Source organism: Halodesulfovibrio sp. (genome assembly GCF_025210605.1).
GTDB lineage: Bacteria > Desulfobacterota > Desulfovibrionia > Desulfovibrionales > Desulfovibrionaceae > Halodesulfovibrio.
Window position 1 is genome coordinate 102,750 of sequence record NZ_JAOARI010000032.1, and the last position, 26,357, is coordinate 129,106.

At 43.4% G+C, this 26,357-nt stretch carries 23 protein-coding genes; 5 read left to right on the forward strand and 18 right to left on the reverse strand.

Annotated elements, in window-relative coordinates:
* Positions 1-124: 124 nt before the first annotated feature.
* The gene (gene yihA / locus N4A56_RS12775; protein ID WP_293669493.1) at positions 125-856 is read left to right on the forward strand and encodes a ribosome biogenesis GTP-binding protein YihA/YsxC; all 732 of its coding nucleotides are present in this window, start codon (positions 125-127) and stop codon (positions 854-856) included.
* A gap of 509 nt (positions 857-1,365) precedes the next feature.
* Here yihA and N4A56_RS12780 read toward each other — a convergent pair.
* From N4A56_RS12780 to N4A56_RS12790, 3 genes are all read right to left on the reverse strand, one after another.
* The gene (locus N4A56_RS12780; RefSeq protein WP_295547792.1) at positions 1,366-4,941 is read right to left on the reverse strand and encodes a PEP/pyruvate-binding domain-containing protein; all 3,576 of its coding nucleotides are present in this window, start codon (positions 4,939-4,941) and stop codon (positions 1,366-1,368) included.
* Positions 4,942-5,147: 206 nt separating this feature from the next.
* On the reverse strand, positions 5,148-8,852 hold the full coding sequence (locus N4A56_RS12785) for a pyruvate carboxylase (RefSeq protein ID WP_293669489.1): 3,705 nt from the start codon (positions 8,850-8,852) through the stop codon (positions 5,148-5,150).
* 61 nt (positions 8,853-8,913) lie between these two features.
* Positions 8,914-9,804 carry a biotin--[acetyl-CoA-carboxylase] ligase gene (locus N4A56_RS12790; RefSeq protein ID WP_295547794.1) on the reverse strand — a complete coding sequence of 297 codons (891 nt, stop codon included), beginning with the start codon at positions 9,802-9,804 and terminating at the stop codon, positions 8,914-8,916.
* A gap of 72 nt (positions 9,805-9,876) precedes the next feature.
* Between N4A56_RS12790 and N4A56_RS12795 the strand changes: the two genes are divergently transcribed.
* On the forward strand, positions 9,877-10,995 hold the full coding sequence (locus N4A56_RS12795) for an HD domain-containing protein (RefSeq protein WP_295547795.1): 1,119 nt from the start codon (positions 9,877-9,879) through the stop codon (positions 10,993-10,995).
* 49 nt (positions 10,996-11,044) lie between these two features.
* Here the strand turns inward: N4A56_RS12795 and N4A56_RS12800 are convergent, their stop codons facing one another.
* The 14 genes from N4A56_RS12800 to N4A56_RS12865 form a co-directional block, all read right to left on the reverse strand.
* On the reverse strand, positions 11,045-11,959 hold the full coding sequence (locus N4A56_RS12800) for a manganese-dependent inorganic pyrophosphatase (RefSeq protein WP_295547796.1): 915 nt from the start codon (positions 11,957-11,959) through the stop codon (positions 11,045-11,047).
* 136 nt (positions 11,960-12,095) lie between these two features.
* Positions 12,096-12,770 (reverse strand): PTS sugar transporter subunit IIC, encoded by a 675-nt coding sequence (locus N4A56_RS12805; RefSeq protein WP_366519924.1) that lies wholly within the window; start codon positions 12,768-12,770, stop codon positions 12,096-12,098.
* 40 nt (positions 12,771-12,810) lie between these two features.
* Positions 12,811-13,269: a PTS sugar transporter subunit IIB gene (locus N4A56_RS12810; RefSeq protein WP_293669481.1), complete on the reverse strand. Its 459-nt coding sequence runs from the start codon at positions 13,267-13,269 to the stop codon at positions 12,811-12,813.
* 3 nt (positions 13,270-13,272) lie between these two features.
* Positions 13,273-13,707 carry a PTS sugar transporter subunit IIA gene (locus N4A56_RS12815; protein ID WP_293669479.1) on the reverse strand — a complete coding sequence of 145 codons (435 nt, stop codon included), beginning with the start codon at positions 13,705-13,707 and terminating at the stop codon, positions 13,273-13,275.
* Positions 13,708-13,736: 29 nt separating this feature from the next.
* The gene (gene rapZ, locus N4A56_RS12820; protein WP_293669477.1) at positions 13,737-14,627 is read right to left on the reverse strand and encodes an RNase adapter RapZ; all 891 of its coding nucleotides are present in this window, start codon (positions 14,625-14,627) and stop codon (positions 13,737-13,739) included.
* A 12-nt stretch (positions 14,628-14,639) separates the two neighbouring features.
* Positions 14,640-15,089 carry a PTS sugar transporter subunit IIA gene (locus N4A56_RS12825; RefSeq protein ID WP_293669475.1) on the reverse strand — a complete coding sequence of 150 codons (450 nt, stop codon included), beginning with the start codon at positions 15,087-15,089 and terminating at the stop codon, positions 14,640-14,642.
* An 8-nt stretch (positions 15,090-15,097) separates the two neighbouring features.
* Positions 15,098-15,634, reverse strand: a complete 537-nt coding sequence (raiA, locus tag N4A56_RS12830; protein ID WP_295547799.1) for a ribosome-associated translation inhibitor RaiA — start codon at positions 15,632-15,634, stop codon at positions 15,098-15,100.
* Between the two features lie 53 nt (positions 15,635-15,687).
* Positions 15,688-17,115: an RNA polymerase factor sigma-54 gene (gene rpoN, locus N4A56_RS12835; protein WP_293669472.1), complete on the reverse strand. Its 1,428-nt coding sequence runs from the start codon at positions 17,113-17,115 to the stop codon at positions 15,688-15,690.
* Between the two features lie 199 nt (positions 17,116-17,314).
* Positions 17,315-18,037, reverse strand: a complete 723-nt coding sequence (lptB, locus tag N4A56_RS12840) for an LPS export ABC transporter ATP-binding protein (protein ID WP_293669470.1) — start codon at positions 18,035-18,037, stop codon at positions 17,315-17,317.
* Positions 18,037-18,558 (reverse strand): LptA/OstA family protein, encoded by a 522-nt coding sequence (locus N4A56_RS12845; protein ID WP_295547802.1) that lies wholly within the window; start codon positions 18,556-18,558, stop codon positions 18,037-18,039. The genes lptB and N4A56_RS12845 overlap by 1 nt, the downstream gene beginning before the upstream one ends.
* On the reverse strand, positions 18,558-19,145 hold the full coding sequence (gene lptC / locus N4A56_RS12850; RefSeq protein ID WP_295547804.1) for an LPS export ABC transporter periplasmic protein LptC: 588 nt from the start codon (positions 19,143-19,145) through the stop codon (positions 18,558-18,560). Before lptC ends, N4A56_RS12845 begins: the two co-directional genes overlap by 1 nt.
* Positions 19,146-19,667, reverse strand: coding sequence for an HAD hydrolase family protein (locus N4A56_RS12855; protein ID WP_293669464.1), 522 nt, complete (start codon positions 19,665-19,667; stop codon positions 19,146-19,148).
* Entirely contained in the window at positions 19,657-20,481 is an 825-nt protein-coding gene (gene kdsA / locus N4A56_RS12860; protein WP_293669462.1) for a 3-deoxy-8-phosphooctulonate synthase, read from the reverse strand. The genes N4A56_RS12855 and kdsA overlap by 11 nt, the downstream gene beginning before the upstream one ends.
* 253 nt (positions 20,482-20,734) lie before the next feature.
* Positions 20,735-22,369 carry a CTP synthase gene (locus tag N4A56_RS12865; RefSeq protein ID WP_295547805.1) on the reverse strand — a complete coding sequence of 545 codons (1,635 nt, stop codon included), beginning with the start codon at positions 22,367-22,369 and terminating at the stop codon, positions 20,735-20,737.
* 280 nt (positions 22,370-22,649) lie between these two features.
* Between N4A56_RS12865 and N4A56_RS12870 the strand changes: the two genes are divergently transcribed.
* Both N4A56_RS12870 and N4A56_RS12875 read left to right on the forward strand, forming a co-directional pair.
* Positions 22,650-23,459 (forward strand): phosphoribosylformylglycinamidine synthase subunit PurQ, encoded by an 810-nt coding sequence (locus N4A56_RS12870; RefSeq protein WP_295547807.1) that lies wholly within the window; start codon positions 22,650-22,652, stop codon positions 23,457-23,459.
* A 68-nt stretch (positions 23,460-23,527) separates the two neighbouring features.
* Positions 23,528-23,983 carry a hypothetical protein gene (locus N4A56_RS12875; RefSeq protein ID WP_295547809.1) on the forward strand — a complete coding sequence of 152 codons (456 nt, stop codon included), beginning with the start codon at positions 23,528-23,530 and terminating at the stop codon, positions 23,981-23,983.
* A 97-nt stretch (positions 23,984-24,080) separates the two neighbouring features.
* Here N4A56_RS12875 and N4A56_RS12880 read toward each other — a convergent pair whose 3' ends face one another.
* Positions 24,081-24,920, reverse strand: coding sequence for an MBL fold metallo-hydrolase (locus tag N4A56_RS12880; RefSeq protein ID WP_295547812.1), 840 nt, complete (start codon positions 24,918-24,920; stop codon positions 24,081-24,083).
* A 416-nt stretch (positions 24,921-25,336) separates the two neighbouring features.
* On the opposite strand from N4A56_RS12880, the gene wtpA reads away from it, so the two are divergent.
* A complete protein-coding gene (wtpA, locus tag N4A56_RS12885; protein WP_293669453.1) occupies positions 25,337-26,320 on the forward strand; it encodes a tungstate ABC transporter substrate-binding protein WtpA in 984 nt (327 codons plus the stop codon).
* Positions 26,321-26,357 lie beyond the last annotated feature (37 nt).

The following is a 26,357-nucleotide window of genomic DNA, read 5'->3' on the forward strand; positions in this document are numbered from 1 at the left end:
CTTTGTCTTTACACATTGCTGTTATACCATTAGGAATGGTGGAAACAAACGGGTAATATTTTCCAAAGCGCGGCTTGTTGTCAAGCTCGGCGTTGCCTTTATTCACTATTACCAAAGGCTATTCATGCAACCAAATCTTATTTTAGAAGACACAATATATACGCTGGAACAACTTCAAGAAATTGATGTTCCACAAATTGCTCTTGCTGGACGTTCTAATGTTGGTAAATCTTCTCTTATCAACGCGTTGGCTGGACGTAAAAATCTTGCACGTATCAGTTCTACTCCGGGAAAGACTCAGTCAATTAACTTTTACAAAGTAGACCCGTGGCAATATTATTTGGTAGATCTCCCAGGGTATGGCTATGCTAAGGTTTCCAAAGCAGACCGTCAAAAATGGGCAGAACTTATTAACCAATATCTTATTTCGACTCCGGGACTTAAAGCGCTTGCTGTTCTTATCGACAGTCGTGTTCCACCACAACAGATTGATATCGAGTTGACAAGCTATGCTCGCCAAATTGATCTTCCACTTATTCCGATTCTTACAAAGGGAGATAAATGCAAGCAGCGTGAGCGCGATGCCAAGCAGAATGAGTGGGCTAAAATTCTTGGTGGAATTAAGCCTATCATCTCTTCTGCTTCATCCGGCTTAGGACTTGATAGAATTTGGCACGCTTTTTCTGAACATGCGATGGAGCCGGAAGAGTTTGCACGAATCGACGCCGAAGTAAAAAAAGCTAAGGCAGAAAAAAAGGCTCTTCGTGCTGCGCGCGCAGAAAAACGTGGAGCAGCAAAGCCGAAAACAAAATCAAAGAAAGCTGCACCTGCTAAAAAGAAAAAGAAGAAAAAATAGCGACAGTTAACTGACTGCTCAAAATTGCTACGTTGCTTTGCGTTGGAATGCAAGAACTATTCAAGTGAGTCTGTAGATTACAGGCTCACTTTTTATTTTGCATCATTTCTATTAAGTAGGGTTACACGCTTTTTCATACTATTTAGTGCTTTTTTTCAGTAAAAGTATGCATAAAAAGAACAATTTTGTAACAAAAAGCATTGTATTGCGCTTTCAACCGCTAAAAAATGAAAAATATTTTTTCAGAAAAAATGCACTGCAACTAAAACGGCTACGATAGGCGTTTTTAGAGACAGTGTGCTTTGCGTGACTTTTTATACGGATTATTTTTTTTAACCTCTTAAATTAGAAAATTGTAAAACTTTTTTCATGCGATAGAATGAAATTTTCGGTTGGCTTCAGTATCAGTGCTAAACTGAATTACTCTAAAAATTGTCAAATATTATCCAGATCAGAAAAGGGCGCATGCAGTATACATGCGCCCCACTCTTCATTTCTGAATCAAGCTTCTACCATTTTGCTTTGCGCTGTGCTTCAAGAGCAATTGCTTGTTCTTCAAAGTTTGCAAAACCAGCCTGATGCAATGCATCAAGAACTGTTTCTTTCCAATTCCAGCCAGCGTAAATTACAGGCTTATGGAACTTAGCCCGGAACAGTTCAAGTTCCTGACGGTAGAATTTCTCTTTTGGTGTTTCGATAGATTCGCGAAGCTGCTCGTGCAAGCGTGCTATCTCACCTTCGTACCAGTCGAGAATATCTTGGGCGTTTTTGTATTTCTTGAGAATATGTCCGTATCCATTTTCGTTTAAGAGCATACGAATTTTTTCAAGATACTTGTCGCCAAGCCACTGACCAAGTTGTTCGGTTTTAATGTTTTCTTGCTCAACAGCTGCCATATCGATTTTTGTCTGGAAGTACGTGTCTGGAACTACAGACGCTGAGACAATACCGGCGATAGCGACAAGACCGCGAAGTACTGTGCTGTTGGAAACACCCTGTCCGCAGAAGCCGACTTTTTTCCCGTATTTTTGTCCAGTGAAAATGGTGCAAAGGATTGCCCAGACAACAGCCGGATCTTCTTCATCGTAGATATGTGAAAGACTTGCGTTGTCACGGTCTGTTGCCAGAACCATTTGCGTCATGTCATTCGAACCAATTGAGAATCCATCGAATTCTTGGATAAACTGTTTTGCAAGAATCGCGTTGCTTGGAATTTCTGACATGAGGATAATTTTAAGACCATCCTCACCACGCTTGAGTTTATGCACCTGCTCGAGATAACGGCGCATTGCTCTACCCTCTTCGAGAGTACGAACAAATGGGAGCATAATCTGCAAGTTTGTTCCACCATAAACACCACGGGCAAGCTTGAATGCTTCAATTTCCCAGTCATGAAGATTACGGGAAACACCGCGGTAACCGAGCATCGGGTTATCTTCGAAATGTTCAAACAATGAGCCGCCAAGAAGGTTGCGGTATTCATTAGATTTGAAATCAGTGGTTCGGTAGATAATATCTTTTCCGTAGAATGCCATTGCAAACAACGCCAAACCTTGCGCAAGCGTTTGAACGTAATGTTCTTTACCGGAACGATATCCACGGGTTTTAATTATTGTGCGAATTTTTTCCGGAATGTTGCGCATGTCGCGGATTTCTTTCTCTAAACCAGAGGTCAGAGCAACTTCAACACGAACCTGTTTAACTTTCTGAATTACATCCATAACAACAGGGTCAGCAGCAGCTTTGGTTGTAAGCGCTTTCACTGATGCATCAATTTCTGCACGACGACGAGTTGTTTCAGGATCTTTTCCGGTAAGCTTCATTAATTCATCGGAGAAGCCCATAACAGCGGAAATGTGGTCTTCGAGATTTTCAGAAGTCTTGAGGATATCAAACCGACGCGTTGCGGTTTCCATGTAGGCATCAAGCTTATGATCGAGTTCGCGCATACGACGGTGCACAGCAAGAACTTCATCTGTACCACGAGGCTGCTCGTTTTCGGTAAGCTTTTCAATTTCTTCAGAAAGTCCAGTCAAGTGCCCAACATATTCGCGGAGGTTAAAGTCAACTCCAACGATACCCAAGGCGAGCTGTTCACGAAGAACTTTGGTCAAGTTGCTTTCAAGCTCATGCACTTTATCGGCAACAACTCTTTCAAGTTCGCCAGAATCATATGCTTCGAGCGCTTTCGGGTGAATCGAAATGTTGCCGAGCATAAATTCAGCACGAAGTAAGCCAACCTCGAAATCGGTTACATTTCTGAGTCTTGAAAGGAACAGTGATTGACCGACATCAGCGAGAATAAGACCAACTTTAGTTTTAGTCTCTGGAAGAGTGGCAAGATTCATTTCGCCACCAACTTCTTTCAATGGAAGAAGACCGCGATACGCTTTGCCGCGTGTGCCATCAACAGTAATTTCTTCACCATCAAGGTTACGAAGTACCTCAAGGCGCTGAATACCAATGATCGCAGGAATTCCAAGTTCTCGTGAAGTAATCGCAGCGTGACTGGTGTCACCACCTACGTCTGCTAGAATTGAAGAGGCAATACGCATGCCTGGAACCATGTCTGGGTCGGTTCGCTCGGCTGCAAGGATATCGCCTTTGTTGATTTTATTTAATTCAAGCGCTGAACGAAGGTACTTAACTCGTCCCTGCCCCGCACCGCGTGATGCGCCGTTACCTTCTAAAATAACTTCGGCATTAGCGGCTGCTTTTTCGTCTACTTCAAGACGGCGCATGAAAATAGTGTCGGGATGCAGCTCGAATTCTTCATTCCAACGCGTTTCAGGTCGTGCCTGAACAAACCAAAGCCTGTCGGCATCGTCGATACAAAATTCTGTATCCATGATCATGCCGCCATACGCGATGGAAATACCGCGAACACCGCGAGCTACTTCTTCAGCTTGAGCAAGTGAAAGTGACCAGCGGAAAGCTTCGAGGTCTGGAACGTCCACCATCTTGGTGCCGCCCTTGGTTTCGTAGACAATTTTTTTGTCTTTGCAACCCATTTGACGGATAACAACCTCTTGTTTGTCATCACGCTGGAACACATAGAATTTATCAGGTGTAACCATGCCGCCTACGACGGCTTCACCCAGACCATAGCTAGCATCTATGGAAACAAGGTCTTTTCTGTCAGTGCCGCGGCAACCTGTTGCAGTATCAGCGGAAAATGCTGTACCGGAAATTACAGGATTAATCATGCGCATTACACAAACAGAAAGGGAGGTGTTTTCAATCGCCCATTCTTCTTTTGCTTTAATTGCAATAGTTTCGTCGCCAGTTGCTTCTGCACGCGCCATTGCATCCAGAATCGCTTCACGACGATAAGTCATTGAGCGAAGGTTATAAGCAGATGCACAATCCCAATGGTATGCTTCAACGCACCTGTTTTCGCCAACGATGTTCAAGTATGTATCCTGAAGACCTGCAAATGCTTTTTTGCGTGAGTCTTCACCTGCAGCTGATGAGCGAACCGCTACCGGAACGTCCTCAAGCCCTGCTTCTTTGCAGATTGCGTTGTACGCATCTTTTACGCAACCGGTTACACTGTCAGGTAAAGTAACAGAAAGGATACCAGCCTGAACTAAAACTGAACGTTTACGGAGTTGGTCAATGCCTTCTGGGGAAGTCGCAAAGCCCTCGACAACGTTATTAACAAATGTTCTAGTTTTGAGAGTGGTTTGTGTTCCCTGTGCTTCTGCTTCAGCGCGAATCTCTTTAGCAATATTTCGCACAAATTTTTGCAGAAATTCAGGGTCCTTATTGATTTCAGGGTCATTCCAGTCAATTCGATTGTACTCTTTGTCAACCATGGAGCGAACAAGTGAAGCGTTCACTTTAGTTTCATCCATGAGCTGGTGGAAGGCTATGGAAGAGATTGCACGAAATTGCGGAGCCCGAATACCGTCAACCTGACTAATAATAGCGGTGTTGTAGTTTTTACCACCAACAAGAAGCTCTGCTTCTTCGCCAATGGCTACAATGTCTGCACCAGTAAGAACCATTTTCTTTTGAAGTTCTTTAATCTTAGTCGTTTGTGCTTTAACACTCTTGGAATCGTCAGCCTTTTTCTTGGCCATCAGTCTTTCCTCCTGGAAGGACTTATCACTTTAAAAAACCGGAAACTATAACTTATAGAGTAAAACTCTACACCCAACGTTAGAATTAGATTTTACTAAACAACTTTTTTTATAGGCATTACCTACACGGTGGTTATTTAATGGAGAGCCCCACACGGGGCTCTCCACATTCTCTAATCCTTACTCATGCTATGCATGAGACCCATCTACGCTTCCAGTTTTTCACCACAGAAGTGGCAGTAAGCCATACCTTCTATGGAGAGCGGCTTCTGGCAAGCCTTGTTGCTACAACGGCGCGGGATCGGAGCCAGCTCAATGAGCAAGTCGCCCTCTTTAACAGGAACCATCATTTTGGTTTCCTTGTAATCAGCAGTTTTCAGTACACGCTTAACCATAGCATTTGCCGGACTGAGTACCGCTTTTTCCTGTTTCATAATCGAAACGTTAAAGAGTTCCTCACCCTTTTTAACAATATCTCCGGGGTTAACGTACATAATCCAGAGATCACCGTTGGATGGTGCTGCTACGTGAAGTGGGTTGCTCGGATCCGCTTTTTCGGTTCCGGCGCTTTCCGCTTCTTGTGGTGCTGCAACCTGAACATCATAACTCATGATATCAGAATCCAACACATACCGCACAATACATTTTCCATCTGGTGCTGGTGCTGAAATGTGCAAGATAGTCATGGAATGCGGTTTTGCATTATCATCTACAAAATGCAGTTCCCTACCTGTTTCCAGACCTTCAAACCAAACGTCAAGCGGTACGTTATTCGGGTTGCCGAAATCACGTTTGAATCGAACTGTTTTAAGTGCATCTGCCGGATGGTTGAGGAACATGATAAACTCCTCATCCGTTGGCTTACGACGCATTTGACTGATAAAGTCAACTTCTTCGGCGGCAAAATCAATATCTTCTAAAGAAAGCAGTGGAGATTCTTCAGTGCGTTTTTGAATTGCCTGCATCCATTCTGATCTGAATGCACTCTGGTATACCCAATCCGCTGGGAAACCAAGTGGAAGTTTGCCGAATTTACCAAGAAGCAGATCACGGAAGGCATCGTTACTATCCTGATAAATAGCAAGACGCGCTTCTTTCATTTCTTCGCTTAGCTCACTTTCGTCATACTTAGTCACATGCTCTAATACTTCGAGCAAGTAGCGTACTTCTTCTTCGCCGCCACGCTTATAAGCGTTGGTTACCGCAAGAAACGCTGTATTCCAAGTAATTTGTGACCCCGGTGTTACATCATGGTAGCGTACTACCTTGCGTGTACCAGCGAGGAATTTAAGCATGTAAGGAAGGAGGTGAATGTATCCCTGCTTTAAAGCACCTTCCTGCGAAGAAGATGTTGCACCGCCAGGCATTGCATGATGCACAACATCATGGTCGATGCCTTGGAAGAATGGTGCGGTGTATTTATCGTAATATGGCATGATCTGCTTGAGAACAAAGTTGCACTCGCGGATCATATCCTTATTAAGATTGGTTTTAAGACCAAGCTCTTCTTCCAGATATGCAGCAGTAGAAAGCACTTCACCCTGCCCGTACCAGCGTACAGCAGCACCGATACCTGTATCGACGATATGTGCGCCTGCTTTGGCAGCAGCACCTACTGTCGGTACAAATAATCCATCGGTGTAGTGTCTGTGGTAGTGCGTAACAAGGGTTGGCCATTGCTTGCGAATAGCAGTGATAAGCTCAGTCATAAAGCGTGGTGGGCAAACGCCAGCCATATCTTTAAGACCAAGGATAATCATTTCGGAAGCTTTTCTAGTGCTTACTCCAGCAACATCAGCCACCATAGCCAAAATAGCCTCAGTTACCTGTAAGTAGTGTTTAACATCAAACCCTTTTGCCCACGAAAGTGAAATAGCAGGTTCGAACACCACCTCTTTACGGTTGAGTGCAACTTCAGCAAATGGACGCATGTTTTCAACATGGTTCAGGAAGTCAAAGCATCTGATAACATCGTAATGATCGCAAATCATTTCGCCCGTTGATCGCATAAGATTCTTTGGCTGTGGTTTGTAGCCAAGAACATTCGTTGAACGAATGAGAATCTGCTTCAGCGTTTTTGGGGCGAATTTGTTCCACTTCTCTGCTTCGGTGAATGGGTAGGTCATGTTTGCTAGCATGGCAACATGGAAGTGTGCACCACCACCGTTTTCGATAGAGAAGAATCCGCAGTTATCAAGATATGAACCGATCATTTCGTCTTCAGCAAGACGGAACCGGTTGCCACTGTTAGATTGTGTAATATCACGAGGTGTTGTGTCACAGAAATGCACGTAGTCTGTGTCACGCACAAAATCTAACAGAGCTTTGCGGTCACCCTGAGGGTATGCAGGAGCTGCTTTTAAGATTTTAGAACTGATTTTAGGAAGTACAGGATTAAACGCACCTATGCGAGGTGTATCTTTAGACCGGTATTCACCTAATTGTACATGTGGGTTTGACCCCTTGGCAGAAATTTCTGCAATCAGTTTAGATATACGCTCAGCTTCAGGAGCTAAGTCAGTGTAGCAAAGCAGCTCTGGAGTATCGCCGATGAAATTAGTGGTAAAGTCGCCCTGTCTAAATTTAGGGTGACGGATAACCTGCTTGAAGAACGGAATGGTCGTTTTCAGTCCGCCAATTGCGTATTCATTAAGAGCACGCTCCATTGTCCCCAGAACTTTTTTCCAACCGCGACCATGAGAAATCAGCAGTGCACCTGCGGAGTCGTAGTTAGATGGAAAATCGTAACCAGCTGACAAGTTGGAATCAATGCGGATCCCAGGACCACCAGGAGAAATGTATCGTGATACAACACCACAGTTAGGTGCAAAGTCGTCCTGTGGATCTTCGCAGTTAATGCGGAGCTGCATTGCCATTTGTGATGGAGGGCATTCTTCTTCTGTGAAGCGAAGTTCTGCTCCAAAGGCGACAGCAATTTGTTCTTCCACAAGGTCAATGCCGTAACGAACTTCGGTAATGCCGTGTTCAACCTGAAGGCGTGTATTAACCTCAATAAGGTAAGGCTCGCCATCAGGAGTTACAAGAAATTCAACTGTAGCAAGAGAATCGTATGAAACAGCTTTAATAAGATTGCGTGAGTATTCTTTAAGGCGGTTGCGTAATTCTGGAGTGATAAGATCAGAAGGTGATGGAGTAATTTCTACAAGCTTCTGATGGTTACGCTGAATACTACAATCGCGTTCGTCGAACGCAAATACATTTCCGTACTTGTCACCAATTACCTGAATTTCGATATGGCGCGCGGATGCTAAAAACTTCTCGATGTAAAGGCGTGGGTTACCGAAAGATGCCTGCGCCATAGTCGACGCTTTAACAAAAGCACTTTCCAGTTCTTCCTGATTCTGAATCAAGAAGATACCACGACCACCGCCGCCGCCTTCTGCTTTAAGCATAATTGGAAAGCCAATTTCTTCGCAGAACTTGCGTGCGGTTGGGATATCAACAGATCCTTCAGAGCCTGGTACAATAGGTACACCTAATTTTTTCGCAAGAGCACGTACTTGTACTTTGTTGCCAAGCAGGTTCATAGACTCTGCTGTGGAGCCAATGAAGATAATACCTTCTTCGGCACACCTAGTCGGGAATTTATGATCTTCTGAGGCAAAGCCCCATCCCGGGTGAATAGCAACTACGCCGCGCTTTTTTGCCAGACTGATGATTCTGTCAATATCAAGATATGCTCGTGGGTCAGAGCCCAATAAAAGAAGTTCTTGAGCGGCTGATGCGGCAGGAGACGTTTTATCAATATCCGTAGCTGTCATTACAGCCACAGCATCAAAGCGCTCACGAATTGAGCGACAGATACGACGGGCAGGAATGCCCCTGTTGGCAACCAGAATTGGCTTGCCTTTCACTTCTTCCATAATTTCTTTAAACGTCTTAATTGCCATTCAATCCTCGTTATGCAGTGTCGGTGACATTTTGCAAAAAATAACCCATCTGGTGAGCTAGTCACGGGTGGAGGGAAATACTACCGGAATGAATAATCTTCTCTCCATCTTGCTGATGGAGTCGAAGACCACCATCTTGAGAGATACCCATAATCCTGCCCGACCGATTGACTAGATCACTTCCGTGGATCCATACTTCTCGCCCCAGCCAAGCAAGTTGCTTTTCAACACTCGAAATTAATTTCGTGGTAGTATACTGAACAACCTGTGCGTTGTAGCAAAAATGCATGTAGTCTACAAGTGTCTGCCACACCTGCAATATCGGCAGGGTTTGTTCTTTTTGGCACAAACAGCTTGCAGGTACTGCCCAATTGTTACGTAAAAGTTCCGTTGGCGGATAGGAATGCACATTAATTCCAATTCCTGCCATTAATATACCGGCACGCTCTTCCAGTAAGATTCCACCTACCTTTTTCTCGTCTACCATAATATCATTAGGCCACTTTATGCGTGAATTATAGCCAAGCTTTTGCAAAGCTCCTACTAATAAATAGCCTATCGCTAAGGAGCCTATTTCATTGGAAAAAAAACCTGTAGAAGGCAGTCGCATTGCAGCATAAATGTTACCTTCAGGAGAATTCCATGCGCGGCGTAGCTGTCCTCGACCGCTATTCTGGCGTAATCCCAGTACTGAGTCCCATTCGTTGAGCATTTGTTTTTCATTAAAAATGCGAGCAACATCTAAAGTAGAACTGCATTCTCCGCATAGGTATATGTCAGCAGGAAATTGTGGAAGTTCTGATTTAAATACATCAAAACCATTGTGTTGGGACTGAACCCATGAGCGCTCTTCTACTGTCTCCCATCCACTATGAGCTGTGACGAGTCGTTCAGGGGTTATTTTTGATGCAATATCTGGAATTTGATTATGTAATATAAAACACGTATGCATAACATGCCCGTAAAACTAGTGATTTGAATAAATATTTTTTAAAATAATCTTTGCATACAGTAGGACAAAGATATGACGTTTTATTTAGTAGGCGGCGCGGTTCGGGATATGTTACTTGGTATCCCCCCAAAAGAATATGACTTTGCATTTTCTGGAACCGTTGATAATTTTATAAGCTGCAATCCTTCAGCACGCAAGGCTGGAAATGACTTTGGAATTTGTATTTTGAACGGAATAGAGTACGCCCCGCTTAGAGGAGGCTCTATTGATGAAGACCTCACCTTTCGGGATCTTACAATTAATGCACTCGCGCTAGATGAGGATTCACGTATTTACTCTCTTCCGAGCACGTTACATGACCTGCAAAATAAAATACTTAAGCCTGCTTCTGAAACAGCATTTTTACAGGACCCTGTACGTGTTTTTCGTGTTGCACGTTTTGCAGCCGCCCTGCCTGAATTTTCAATTCATCCTGATACAATTACTCAAATGCAACGCGTTGCTGCCTCTGGAATGCTAGATAATCTCACACCAGAACGTGTTGGCACAGAGCTGTTGAAGGCTCTCCGTTGTTCTGAACCGGGTAGATTTTTTACAGTATTAAATGATGCAGGCTGCTTGAACCCTTGGTTTGCAGAACTCTCTCGCATGTCAGATATCCCCGCTGGTCCTGTTCAGTATCATTCTGCAGATTGTCTTACGCACATAGTGACAACTATAAATAAATGTCCCAACGATATTGTAACGAGGTACATGGCACTTTGTCATGACTTGGGAAAACAGGAAACAAAGCCAGAAATTTTACCGCAACACATTGGACATGAGAAGCGTGGTGTACAATTGGCTGAGAATCTTGGACAGCGTTTAAAGCTTTCGAATAATCTAGTGCGTGCAGGAGCCGTTGCTGCGCTTCAACACATGAAGGGGGGGCAGTATCTCTCACTGCGTAGTGGAACCAAGGTGGACTTGCTCTACTCTTTGCATCGCCAGCAAATATTGGAAAATTTCTTCATGCTGGTTGAGGCTGATTCTGGAAAAAATTATTTAGAGCAGGCGAAGGCAGATTTAGAAGTAATTCTATCAGTTGAATTACCTGCTAAAGATCAAAATTTAGGAGCGGAGTCTGGAAAAAGACTACGCGAACTCAGATGCATTGCGTTAAGTGAAACATTGCGCGGCATGAAGTCATAAAAAAAGCCCCGAAAAAAAATTCGGGGCTTTAAAATCGAAAGGCTACCTACTATTTGAAAGCTTTTTCAAAGTTAGGAACAACCTGTTTTTTACGGCTCATTACGCCGTCAAGCCATACGGATTCTTCGCCTGCAACGCCGAATGCTTTTTCAACAACGGAAGCGTCGTCAGAACAGATGAGCATTTCGGAACCTTCTTTCATGATGTCTGTAAGAAGAAGGAATACGGAATGACGACCGTCTGCTTTAACTTTAGCGATTTCTTCTTTAAGACCAGTTTTTACAGCGTCAAGAAGAGAGAGGTCAACAACTTCGAGCTGGCCAATACCAACTTTGTTGCCGTTCATGTCAAAGTCTTTGTAATCACGGAAAACAAGCTCTTCCATGGTTGCGCCGTCAACAGCAGATTTAACTTTGAACATTTCCATACCGAGTGCAGTTGTATCTGCTACGTCAGCCATTTTAGCGAGAGCTTCAACAGCAACTTTATCAGCGTCTGTGCAAGTTACAGACTTGAACATTACGGTATCGGAAAGGATAGCGCAGAGCATGCCGCCTGCGATGCCAGCAGGGATTTCAAGACCGTAGTGGTCGTAGAAACCTTTAATTGCAGTACAGCTACAACCTACAGGCCATACCCACATTTCGAGAGGGTTGGAAGTAGTGATATCGCCCAGTTTGTGGTGGTCGATTACGCCACAGATTTCAGCTTCGTCGATATCAGCAGGGAGCTGAGCTTTATCAGAAGTATCTACGAGCCATACTTTCTGACCTGCAACAGAAGTAACAACTTCTGGAGCTTCGAGACCGAATTTTTCAAGCACGAAAGCAGATTCAGGGGTAACTTCGCCCTGTGCTACAGCTTTAGCTTCGATGCCACGTTTATTGAGTGCATCCGCAACAGCGATTGCAGAAATGATAGAGTCAGTGTCAGGGTTCATATGTCCCATTACGAGTACTGCCATGGTAATTTCCTCCAGAAATTGTTGTAACGCGTTGTTCACGCCTATTTCCAAACTGAGTTTGTGACAGATAGCACAAACCAAATCGGCTGCCAAGTGGTTGTATGCTACTTAATCCATTTTTTTATAAAGCAGAACACTATAGATTAGTAATAAGCACTACAGCAAAGAGGAAAAAAAAGAAGGAATAGTAGGCACTGCGCACTCTCAGGGACAAAACACCACCAAGTGCAGCAAAGAACCACAAATAGCTCCATGAGACGCCTGGATACTCAATAATAGAGCCATATACGCTGTATGAAGCTGAGATAGTGCAAATTAGCACAAGCAGGTATAGGGCAAAGAAAATAAAGTTTGCAGCAACGGTTTGGAGCAAGGCTTTAGTGATAATTTTGTGTAAAAAAAGTTGCTCATCAATAACGTTTTCAGGTGTTGCGAGGGACAGGAGTTGGTTATGGTGAGTGTTATGGCGTTGCCGCAACGTTTGTTCAAGATAAGGACTTATCAACGCTGCTGGCATAGCAAGCATCATTGGGATGATGAGCTGTGATGGAGTTGTTAATGAAAAAAAACTGGCTGAGGCTAGTGTAGCCAACAGAGCAGCGGTTCCATTGGGCGGAATGTATGTGCCCACTGGAAAAAGATCGAGCCAGAATAATTCATAAAAAATAGCGGCGGGAAGTGCTAACTCCCACTCCCCTGTTATTATTGCCCATAAAAAACCAATCGCCAGCGGACGTTCTACAAAGCCTATATTAATGTTTGTGCGTAATAGCGCTAGAATGGCAAAAAAAAAGCGTAGCCGCCAAGCCAGCTAATTGAGGATAATTGTAGAGCAGGAAATACGGCATCCATTACAATAACCCCTTAATTTGCAATGGTTGATTAGGGACGCAGCGAAAATCGAGATTGATTTCGTGGTTGGCAAAAAATTTCAGGCACTTTTCATCATAATCTGAAATTGCAATATGATCGCAAAGCTGCTTCTTACCAGGGGCATAATGAAGGTTGCCTATGTTTATTGATTCAAAGGAAAAGCCTTCGTCATGAATACGTTTTGCATCTACACAGTCAGCTAAAATAATGAGGGTATCTTGAAGATTGTTGCTTTGAGCATACGGCATAATTTCTGGAATATGGATAAAGTCTACAGAGATTCTGCCCGGAATTGCAAGTGTAGCAATTTGTTGCCGTAGAACATCTTCAGCAAAGTCATCATTAACGACAAGCAGATGTTTAGCGTTCGTGTATGGAATCCACGTTTCAATGACTTGTCCATGAATCAGGCGGTTGTCGATGCGAATCCAAGCCATACGTTACCCGTTAACCTTGCTTCGCAGGATTTCGCCCGCCATAACAATGCCCTTGCCTCCTGCGTCCTTTGCTTCAATTGCAAGACGATCCAATGTCATTGTACGGCATCCAAAAACTTTGAGGAGCATCGGAAGGTTTACACCTGTAAGTACTTCTAAATGTCTGGTGCCAAGTAAAGAAAGGCTTAAGTTAGTTGGAGTACCCCCGAACATATCTGTAAGCATGAGAACGCCACGTCCAGCATCAACTTTTTCAACCATTTCTTTAATAGTTGCTACCGTTTCAGATACGTCTTTCTCACTGTCAACACTTACAGTTTCGCAGGAAGGCTGCTTGCCCATAATAACTTCCGCCGCACTCAAAAGAGCTGCGCCGTAGTTAGTGTGGGTAACGATAACTACACCAATATTTGTTTCTTCAGGAAATGTGCTAGGCATGAGATACTATATATAATTAGCTTATGGCGTTACACCAAGTTAATATGACGGTGCTCTTTTGATACAGCAAAGTCAGATTTTTTCAAAAATTCGTAAATCGCCTCAGTTACTGCAACGGAACGATGGCGTCCACCAGTACATCCAAAACCAATGGTGATGCGGTAACGCCCTTCTTTTTCCATTTGCATAAGCGTAAAATGCAATAAATCTTCGAGCTTTTTTAAATAAATTTGCCCCATACTGTTGTCGAGTACGTATGAAACAACAACAGAATCCTGTCCACTATAAGAGCGAAGTTTAGGTTCGTGGTATGGGTTTGGTAAAAAGCGTAAATCTAAAATCATATCAGCTTCAGAAGGCGTGCTGTGCTTGAACCCAAAGCTCATAAGGTGAACTTTAAGTCCTTTTGCATCACTTTCTTCAGACTGCCATCTACGTTGCAACACTCGGCGCAAATCGTGGATAGAATATTCTGATGTATCAAATATAAAGTCTGCTTCAGCTCGCGCTGGAGCCATTAACTCGCGTTCGCGGGTCATGGCTTGCTCAAGCCCTGTGCCACTTCCCTCAAAAGGATGCGGACGTCTGGTCTCTTTGTATCTACGCAAAATCACGTCAGCACGCGACTCTAAAAAAATAACTGTAGGTGAATATCCGGCTGACGCCAACTCTTTGATTGTTGCCGCCCATTCGTCTCTGAATGTGCTTTGCCGAACATCCACCCCTAATACTATCCCTTTATAACTTTCGAGCGCACAGTTTGTAAGCACTTCGATAAATTGCGATGTCATTGATACCGGAAGACCGTCGATTGTGTAATACGCCATGTCTTCAAATACTTTAAGGGCACTACTTTTGCCTGCCCCGGAAAGTCCTGCAACTATAATTACAGGAATTGATCGCGAAGATACCGAAGTCATAATACTCTCACGCTACGCAGCAGATAAAAGGTTCCACAATGTCTCTTGTGTGTCGGATTCCATGAATAACTGTTTGAAATCTTCATCCTTCAAGAGTCGGGAAATTTGAGCAAGGATGCGTAGATGAGTACCGGCTACATTTTCCGGTGCTAACACCATAAAGAAAATCTTACACGGCTTTTGGTCAAGCGCATCAAAGTCCAGCCCGTCAGAGCTTCGACCGGCAACAACTACAATTTTATCAAGCGAAGATAATTTCCCATGAGGAATGGCAATGCCATTGCCAATGCCTGTGGTGCCGAGAGCTTCTCGTTCCATAAGTACGTTAAATACATCTTCAGCATTTAACGATGGATTTTTATCAACGACAGGAGCCAAGAGCTCCGCCAGCGCCTCTTGTTTGGTGCTGGCGGTAAGCTCCGGCAATACAAGTTCTTTTTCCAGGTATTCACCCAGTTTCATTGCGTTTCCTAGAGAACAGGGTCGATCAGCCCGAAATTATTATCTTTTCGGCGATAGATTACATTGACCCGTTCGGTTTCGGCATTAAGAAAAACAAGGAAGTCATAATCCAGCGCATCAAGTTGCATAGCAGCTTCGTCAAGTCCCATAGGTTTCGGCACAAAGTTGTCCATACCTATGATGGTTCTTTCTGATTCGGCTGCCTCTTCGGGAGGCATAGTGCCTTCGAGTACAAACTTTTCTGCACCCTTGCGTTTCGCTTGCGATTTTTCCGTACGACGTATGATCTGTGCTTTTAGTTTATCACGAACAAGATCAACAGTTGCATACATGTCTTCTGACTGTTCGGTAGCGGATAAGTTCAGGTTGTCCGATACCAATAGAATTTCTGCTTTGTGGCGGAAATTGTCAACAGAAAGTGAGACTTGCATTTCCATATGTTCAGGGTTCGGTAAGAATCTGCCAAGTTTGCTAAAGCGACGTTTGGCATATGCTTTCAGGTGATTGGAAGGCTCAAAGTTCTTGAAAGTGAATACGATGTTCATGGTGCCTCCTAATAGGATACTTTTGAAACCCTGTGAGTCAGCTGGTTTCGCTTCTAGAATACCACCTTTCTCTTGGATGATGAAGGGATATTCATTGCGGTACGGTATTTTGCAACAGTTCTTCGTGCAATGTTAACCTGTAGTTTTTCTTTTAAGATTTCTCCGATTTTTTCATCGCTAAGTGGTTTTTTAGTATTTTCTTCACTAATGAGTTTTTTAATGAGGGCTTTGACGCTCTCTGATCCGACCTGACTTCCATCATCAAGGCCAATTGCACTGTTAAAAAAGAACTTTAACTCAAAAATACCATGCGGGGTCGAAATATATTTATTTGTAGTAATTCGGCTGACGGTAGATTCGTGCATGCCGATATCATCTGCAATGTCTTTCAAAATAAGTGGTTTCAGCGCTGTCACACCATTTTGAAAGAATTCTTTTTGATATTTTATAATGCTTTCGACTACTTTATATAAAGTTCGTTGGCGTTGGTACAGACTTTTTATAAGCCAGGATGCAGAACGCATTTTGTCCTGATAGTAGTCTTTTTCTTCAGCATTCGTGGTTTTAGGAAGCTGCTCGGTTAACTCACTCAGCTGCAACTGCGGCAATCCGTCTTCGTTTAAAACGATGACAAAATCGCCTTCATATTCATAGATGTAAACATCTGGAGAAACATACTGCGCCTCTCCACCACCAAAGCGTGCACCCGGCATAGGGTCAAGACTTTGGATTACATCCAAATATTCTTTGAGATCTTCGAGAGAAATTTTGTATTTACGAGCAAGCGGTTTGTAACGACGCTTTTCCAAGTCTTCGAGATGATTTGTAACGATATCTACAAGAATTGGATCACGGTCATAGTTAAGCGCTTTAATTTGAACGAGCAGACATTCCTGCGGGGTGCGAGCAGCCACACCAACAGGGTCAAACTGCTGAATATGTTCGATCATTTCTTCAACAGTTTCTGTATCGCTTTGAGCAAGCTGCGCTAGTTCTTCAACTGATACATGTAAGTATCCGTTAGAACTAATGCTGCTTATGATAACCTCTCCTACTTTAATTTGTTCTTCAGTAAGCGGAGAAAGCATCAACTGCCAGTTCAAGTGTCCATCTAACGTTGGAGCAGGAGCAAGACGAGCTTCGAAGGAGCTCATTTCTTCTAGTGCTTCAGATTCTCGCATTGAGACCTGTTTGGTAGTGCTTGAAAAATCACCGAGATAGTCTTCCCAGTCAGCGTTATTAGAAAGCTCTTTATCATAAGCTTCCTGTTCATCTTTACGCTGTTCTGTAGCGGAAGTTTTGTCTGGATTGGCGGCTTCTTCCAAGGACTCTTCCAAAAAAGGATTCTCCAGCAACTCTTGCTGAACGGTTTCAGCAAGTTCCACGCGGGAAAGTTGCAGCAGTTTGATTGCCTGCTGTAACTGCGGAGTCATTACAAGCTGCTGAGCAAGTTTCAATTGTTGGCGAAGTTCAAGAGCCATATATAAGAATGTCCTATGTGGTTCGACTAGCTAAAAAGCTGAAATATAATGTATGAGTACTGCCTATCAAAAAACATTCCAAATCACATAACTAATCTCTTTTTTGCCATATAGGAACGTTATATGCAACAAAGAAAAAAGCCCGTTAGACGGGCTTTTTTGTGTTGCAAGGTCGCAAATTATATTTTTTATCAGCACACTAGAGTGTGAAACCTTCGCCAAGGTAGACACTGCGCGCCTTCGGGTTGTTTACAATCTCTTCCGGCGTACCGGAAAGAATAATTTGTCCTTCGTACACAAGGTTCGCACGGTCACAAATTTTTAGTGTTTCTCGAACATTGTGGTCGGAAATGAGTACGCCCATTCCTTTGTCACGCAGCTTACGAATAATATCCTGAATGTCATCAACCGCGAGAGGGTCAATGCCTGCAAAAGGTTCATCAAGAAGAATAAACTTAGGATCACGAATAAGTGCGCGTGCGATTTCGAGACGTCGACGCTCGCCACCTGAGATATGCATAGCGTGTGTGTCACGGATATGCGTAATCCCAAATTCTTCCAGCAACTCTTCTTCACGTTTTTTTTGATCGGCACGCGAAAGTTCTGTCTGTTCTAAAATAAGCTGCAAGTTTTGCGAAACTGTTAATTTTTTAAAGACAGAGCTTTCCTGCGGAAGATAACTTAGACCAATTCGCGCACGTTCATGGAGTGGCCAGTCTGTAACTTGCATATTATCTACACGTACAACACCGGCATTAGGTTTAACAATGCCGATAAGCATGTAGAACGTTGTAGTTTTACCCGCACCGTTAGGTCCGAGAAGCCCGACTATTTCCCCCTGCTCCATTTGCAGGTTGATATTTCGGACGACTTCGCGCTTGCCGTAGATTTTGCAAAGCCCCTCTGCTTGAATAACAGACATTATTTCTTCACCTTACCCGGTGCTGAGAAGATGGCTTCAACAGGTTTTGAAGAAGAACCGAGAACTTCGCTGCGGTTTTCTTTTACCCAGAATTTAATGACATCGCCGGTAATGGTATTTTTACCTTCGCTTAATTTCGGGGAACCAGTCATTACTAGAAGCTCTTCGTCTAATGAGTATGTTGCAGTCTGACAGAAGCCGGATCGATTTTTTTCCATTTCGATTCGTACGTTCCCTTCCGCAACAATCTTGTCCAATTTACCTGCGTCTACCCCGCTGGTAGAATCAGTTTTTTTTGAGCCTTCGTTGTTGCGTAAGTATACAGTGACTTTATTCGCCCACATATCTGCCTGTGGGTGCTTAACGACAACATTGCCTGTGAATACAACTGTTTGACCATCAGCACTGTATGTCATTTTTTCTGACGTTACTTTAACGTCTTCCATTGCAGGAGCTGCAAATGCGCCTGTAGCGGTTAAAAGGCACAGTGACAACACCAGAACTCGAAAAAGAGCTTTCATTATTTTTCTCCACCAACGGCGTCATTCAATTTTGCAGCGCGAAACTGCACAGTGACATTACCGGTTGCTGTGATTTGATTATCTTTTAAATTCCAACTTGCTTCATCGGAAGAACCGGCAAATCCTTCGCCGGTAAACGTAACGCTGCCAGTCATAAACAGCATCTTCTTTTTATCTTCAAAGGAGAGTTCGCTGCTTGTAATTGTCCCCTTAGGATTGCTGACTGTAACATCGCCCCACAATCGGGCTATGCCTTCGCGCTGGTTGATTGTTCCGTGTGGAGCAACAATATGTACTTTATCCCGATTTGGCTGAACGAAGTACATAATGTCCGGCTCGGCAAGGTCAATAATACTTTCATCTTTTTGATACCAGCCGTTACTGGCTTTGAGGGTCCACAGCTCTTTGCCGTCTTCCCCTTGTTTCAATTCGATGCCTTGCAAAGAAAGGTCTACATTTGTTTCAGCGTCGTTGCCGATGACATCTTTTACCTCTTCAGCAATCTGTTTTTCTACAGATGTTTGCAGGTAATATAATCCGCCACCTATCAGGACTAACAACACACCCCAAATCAACCATTTTCTCATTTATCCACCTATGGAATTGACAATTCCCTCAAGTTTTCCTTGAGCTTTCATAATAAAGTTTAATGCTTCACGAACAGCACCATGTCCGCCAGCAGCATCTGTGTGGAAGATAGCAACGTCCTTCACTTCAGGCATTGCATTCGCAACGGCAATTGGAAGTCCCACTTTTCGCATTGGTGGCAAATCAATCCAGTCGTCGCCAATGTATGCAATTTGATTCCACTCTAGATCATATTTATCTTTAATCTCTTCAATGCACACCATTTTTTTCAAATGTCCTGCATAATAATCAACAATACCTAGATCGTTCATTCGTGTGGCAACGGACTTAGCATCAAGTCCCGTAATGACGCCTATAACAAGGTCGCATGCTTGTGCTGCCTTAATGCCGAGTCCATCAAGAACATTAAAGCGCTTGGTCACATTACCATCGTGGTCGTAGTATAATCCACCGTCGGTGAGCACGCCGTCACAATCAAGAATAATTAGTTTGATGTCTTTGGCAAGACAATCAGCTTTCATAGGTCATACTCCAAAGTGCAGAGAGGTCTCGCAGCAGATGAGGAAGTTTGTCTAATGGCCAGCTGTTAGGACCATCACAAAGAGCGTTATCAGGGTCTGGATGAGTCTCAATAAAGACACCGTCTACACCGGCTGCAACAGCTGCACGGGAAAGACGTGGAACAAATGATCTGTCACCACCGGACGAGCCGCCCTGTCCGCCAGGAAGTTGTACAGAGTGGGTCGCGTCAAAAACTACTGGAACACCATAGGACTGCATAATTGGGAAAGAGCGGAAATCAACAACTAAATTGTTGTAACCGAAGGATGCGCCCCGCTCTGTCAGCATGATGTTTTTGTTCCCTGTAGAAAATAATTTGTCTAATGCAGGCTTCATATCCCATGGTGCAACAAACTGTCCTTTTTTCACATTGATAACGCGCCCTGTGGAGGCTGCAGCAATGAGAAGGCTAGTCTGACGGCATAAAAAAGCCGGAATCTGCATAACGTCAGCTACTTCAGCGACTGGTGCAGCCTGTTCCGGCTCATGAATATCTGTCACAACCGGCAAGCCGGTCTCTTCTTTAATACGGGCAAGCCACTCAATGCCTTTAGAAAGCCCCGGACCTCTGAAGCTGGAAAGCGAAGTACGGTTTGCTTTATCGTATGAGCTTTTGAACACAGCCTTTAAGCCCGCTGCCTCGGCAGCTTCTTTTACGGCATGTGCTGTTTCCATTGCAAGCTCAAAACTTTCAAGCGCACAAGGTCCTGCAAAAATAAAGGGAGATGTTGTCAGTTCTGCATAGAGCGCAGACCCGTTTTTGATATGTTTCATGGTCGGTAATCCTGTTTGGGAATGTAAAGTGTAAAATTACTCGAATCACAGGGGGATTGAAAGAGAAAATCGGGACATGCAATCCGCATATCCCGATTTTTTATATAACTGATAATAGTATATGTATTCTATGTTCGCTGAACTATCTATTGAGCCTAGCCATTCTACTGACTACTGCCAGATCATCTGTAAAATGATGTTAAGATAGTTCGCATGGCTCCGACATCAGTTTTGTCGAGACAACTAGCGGTAATTATTTTTTGCTTGTTTTTGAAGCCTTAATGAACTCACGGAAAAGTGGATGCGGGTTCATTGGTGTTGATTTAAACTCTGGGTGGAACTGACAAGCGAGGAACCATGGATGATCTTTTACTTCTACAATTTCAACAAGAGTTTCATCCGGAGATACGCCAGAGAAGGTCATGCCAGCTTCTTCAAGGCGTTTGTAGTATGCATTGTTGAATTCGTAACGATGACGATGGCGTTCTGAGATCATCTCTTCACCGTACGCAACCTGTGCATTGGTTTTTGGACGAACTTTACATGGGTAAGCGCCAAGACGGAGAGTGCCGCCTTTGTCTGTTTCTTCATCACGCTTTTCAACTGCTTCTTTACGGAAGTCGTACCACTCAGTCATAAGGTAGATGAGAGGCTCTTTCGCGTTTTCGTCAAACTCAACAGAGGTAGCATCTTTAATGCCAACAACATTTCGAGCGTATTCGATAACAGCAAGCTGCATACCGAGGCAGATACCGAAGAATGGTACTTTTTTCTCACGTGCGTAGCTGATTGCAAGCATTTTGCCTTCTACACCGCGATGACCAAATCCACCCGGTACGAGGATACCGTCGAGACCTTTCAATTTAGAAGAAACATTTTTTGCGTTGATTTCTTCAGAGTTAACATATTCAAGATCAACAGTAACACGGTTTGTAAGACCACCGTGCACCAATGCTTCGTGAAGGCTTTTGTACGCTTCTTTAAGGTCAACATACTTGCCGACGATACCGATTTTTACGTTGCCTTTTGGATTATTGAAGTTGTGCAGCAGATTTTGCCAAGGAGCAAGGTCTGCGTTTTTCGCTGGAAGGCGAAGCATGATTGCGATTTTTTGGTCAAGACCTTCATCGTAGAATGCGAGAGGAACTTCGTAGATGTTTTTAACGTCAGCACAAGAGAATACCGCGTCACGATCTACGTTACAGAAAAGAGCAATCTTATGTTTAAGATGGTCGTCGATTGGTTTTTCACAACGGCAGATAATCATATCCGGCTGAATACCAATAGAACGCAGTTCTTTTACACTATGCTGTGTAGGCTTGGTTTTGTGTTCACCAGCAGCTTTAAGGTAAGGAACCAGTGTGAGGTGGATGTACATGCACTGCTCACGACCAAGATCTGTACGCAGTTGGCGAATTGCTTCGAGGAATGGGAGTCCTTCGATATCACCAACAGTACCGCCGATCTCGATAATTGCTACATCGAGATCATCGCTTGCAAGGCTGAGAACACATTTTTTGATTTCATCAGTAATATGCGGGATAACCTGCACAGTACCACCGAGGTAGTCACCACGACGTTCTTTGGTAATTACTTTGTGGTAGATGGAACCGGAGGTGTAGTTGTTTTTCTGAGAAAGAGGAACGTTGAGGTAGCGTTCGTAATGACCAAGGTCGAGGTCAGTCTCTGCACCGTCATCCGTTACATATACCTCACCATGCTGAAACGGGTTCATTGTGCCCGGGTCAACGTTGATATAAGGGTCGAGTTTTTGAATGGTTACATTTAAGCCTCGAGCTTTTAAAAGAACACCGATTGATGCAGCTGAAAGGCCCTTCCCTAAAGAAGACAAAACCCCACCAGTAACGAATATAAACTTAGTTTTCATTCTTTCTCGCCTACAACGTAGTTATTAAAAAATTAGTTAATGACCAAGGGTACATATATTTTTGTTTCGAACGTATCCCGTCCGTATACACTTTTTTTGAAGTTACGTCAGCCGTTGACTGTTATCTCTGACGCAACTATAACTATCAGTCCCGAATTATTAAAACGGTGACTATTTTTTTGCTTTCAAAAACCGTGAGTCACTACCCGAACTAATCAGGTAAGTAAAGCGACTTTTTGTAAAGCCCCGTGTTAATCTTTTTTTAGGAGAAACTTGAGCAATGACCCAGATTAATACTCTGGTTATTACCGGCTATGGGACGAACTGCGAGGTTGAATGCGCGCATGCTGCAAAAATTTCTGGAGCTGACCGTGTTGAAGTTAAGCATTTTTCAGACCTTATTTCCGGTGACACCAGTTTAACAGATTTCAATTTTTTGATTCTGCCGGGTGGTTTTCTTGATGGTGACGATCTGGGTGCTGCTCAAGCTGCCGCAAACCGCTGGCGGCATGCGAAAACAGAGCAAGGCGAACCGCTTCTCGATCAACTTAAAACCTTTTTTACCAATGGCGGCATTATCTTCGGCATTTGCAATGGATTTCAATTACTTGTAAAGCTGGGGTTATTGCCTGCAATTGACGAATTGTACTTTGAGCGTCAGGTTTCCTTATCACATAACGATTCTGCCCGATATGAAGATAGATGGGTGCATCTTGCAGCTAATGCAAACAGCCCATGTGTTTTTACAAAGGGTGTAGACACGTTGTATATCCCCGTACGCCATGGCGAGGGAAAAATTATTGCCAAGGATGAAGCAACACTTGCTGCTCTGCAAGAAAACAACTTAATTGCATTGCAGTACATTGACCCAGAGTCTGGCGAAGTAACGCAGGAATACCCGATGAACCCGAATGGTTCTCCGTTAGGTATTGCTGGGTTAACAGACCCTTCTGGACGTATTCTGGGTATGATGCCGCATCCTGAGGCGTATAACCACCCTACTAACCATCCGGGTTGGACTGCTGGTGAAGAAGCAGAGCTTGGCACCGTTCTAATTAAAAACGGCATAGACTACTTAAAGAGTCTGTAGCAGCTTTTTGATATAGTATCAGATGGCTCCGACTCTTGTCGGAGCCTCATTTATTTTCAGGAGTGGATATGATTCCTTGTTTTATTTGTAAAAAAGATTCGATTGGAGGCTTTACGTATGGTCTCCCAACCACTCCTCTTGCTCTTCACGTGGGGCTTTGTCCTGAACACAACACGTTGGAAAATAGAAAAGCTGCATTGCTGCACTGGATTGAGTCAACCCAAGCTAGCGTAGCAGCCTATAACCAATCTCAAATGATGCATCACACAGAGTCTACTGAGTATATATTGACTGTATACTACCTTGCTGGCGGCTCTACTGATTTCCGTTGCACCAGCTGGAATGTACCCGATCAAGCGACGCTCAACATTGTTGATGCTGCTAAAAACAGCACTTTTATACCGCTTGCTCATGTAGAGTCATTTGAGGTTGTACCGGTTGACAATCCAAACAAGTTCACTCCTAATAAAACTGCACGCGAACGGTACTCCGTGGTACGCGGCACTCCGACACAGCTTCCATAGTTTTTATATAAAATTCACTGCAACGCTCGATGAATAGTGTGTGCCCGTATTTTATTTTCTTTCTTACAAATGTATGTCGGATCAATCTGTTGTGAGTTTAATGGAAGATGATAATGTCGCCCGTGGTTACCGGAACATTGTTTGGCAGCCATATTCCTCCTAAAGTCCCTGTACAATGACAGGCGTGTGAACGTGCAACGCCAGTGCTTTTGAAGAAATTTCTAATCTGAAATAAATGTGGAATACCCGCTGCGCGCAAATGAAGCCCCCCAACAATACCTGCTATGCGCTTTTCGCCTGTGATTTCTTGAGCTTTCTGTATAATATTACCTATTCCAGAATGGCTACAGCCAGTTATTATGACAAGCCCTTCTGCCCCTTTCCACACAATCGCGGTATCGTCGCGCAAATAGTCATCCACAAATTTCGTACCGTGCTTTGCAATACCAAATGCACCACCACCTAGGAATTCAGGACTTCTTGGTATTTCTCCCAAAAACAAAAATTTTGTTCCGATACGTTGAGGTTCTTTTGAGTCTTGCACAATGAAGTGATTTCTAACTTTATTTTCATCTAACCCCGCATCAAGTTTTCTCAAAAGACTGGGATGCGCTCCCTTTATTCTCTTGCCGACATAGCGCTCAATAAAACAATCAGGGTGACATGTAAGTATCGGGCGCTCCTTTTGTCCCTTTTGGACTTTCATAAGAGCCGGAATGCCACCGGCATGATCGTAATGTCCATGCGAAAGTGCGACCTGCTTGATGTTTTCCAGCTGTATTCCAAGCGTCTCTGCATTGTTAAGGAATGCCGCGTCTGCACCGGTATCCAATAAAAGCTTTTCGTCACCGTCTTCAAGAAGTAACGAAAGTGCTTTTGACGGAACAAGATCGTCCCGATGTGAAGTGTTTTCTACAAGGACTGTTATTGTAAGCATAAATATTCCTTTTGGGCGTATTGCAATAGCGTAGTAATGTAGCTTTGCAATTACTGTTAAAAATAAAGCCTATGAAGCAAATTTTCATTCTTTATTTTTCACATCTGACCTTGACGTAGCGTAGACTTGACGCACAAATGATGCTCTATCTGTTGTCAAGATGCCATCTTGTATACTTAGTTAGCTATATTAATGCAGGATAAAGTAACGTCTGGTGGTAAATTTAAAGAAAATTTCAATAGTATTGAATCAATTGTTGCCTTTAGTATCAATCTGTTACATGTAATTTAGTTTGAAGGTGTAACAAAATAATTTTTTTGAATTTCAAAATACATGCGTTTTTCCATTGACATACAAACATAATATGCTGATTTTACCTTTTAATATTTAATGCTTAATTTGCTATAGAGGGTATAATGAACAATAAATGGTTGCTTCGTGCATGTGCTTTGTTTTTGTTATTTTTTGGTTTGATTTGTACGCCTAACTTTTCGTTTGCTCAACCTTCTGGAACATTGACTATTTTTCATGCAGGTAGTCTTACTGTTCCGTTTGCTGCAATGGAAAAAGCCTTTGAGGCAAAGTATCCAGCCGTAGATGTTCAACGACGTGCTGGTGGTTCTACTAAGCTTGCCCGACTTATTTCTGAAAAAGGACAAGAGGCAGACATCATGGCTTCTGCTGATTATGTTGTAATCAACAAGAACCTCATTCCTAAATTCGCTTCATGGAATGTGCGTTTTGCTTCTAACCAGATGGTGCTGTGTTTTACAGATAAGTCAAAGTTTGCTGATAAAATTACCAGTGATAACTGGTACAAAATTTTGCAGAACAAAGACGTTGTTTGGGGACATTCTGACCCTAATCTCGACCCTTGTGGCTACAGAGCTTGCATGGTGCTCCAGCTTGCTGAGGAATTTTATAATATTAAAAACCTTAACGCTGACTTGATCGCAAATCGTCCAGCCAAAAATGTTCGTCCAAAAGCAACTGAACTTATTTCTCTCCTCAAATCCGGTCAGATGGATTACGCGTGGGAATATCGTTCTGTTGCTGTACAGCATGGTCTTAACTTTATCACACTTGACGCACACTTAAATCTTGGTGACTACAAGCTTACTCCTTTTTATAAAAAAGCAGTCGTAAAAGTTACTGGCAAAAAGCCGGGAACCTTTATTGAAAGAAAGGGTAAATCCATTACATATGGTATTACCATGCTGAATGATACCCAAAACAAAGAAGCCGCTGAACTTTTCCTTGCGTTTATGTTATCCCCTGAAGGTGGTATGCAGATTCTCAAAGATAAAGGACAGCCACCTTTCATCCCAGCGCGTACCACAGCTGAAGGCATGAAAGATATTCCTTTATCACTTCAGAAGTACATTGAAGTAAGCAACTAGTTTTCTGGAAAAGTTTATTTGCACTGAATTAAAAAAT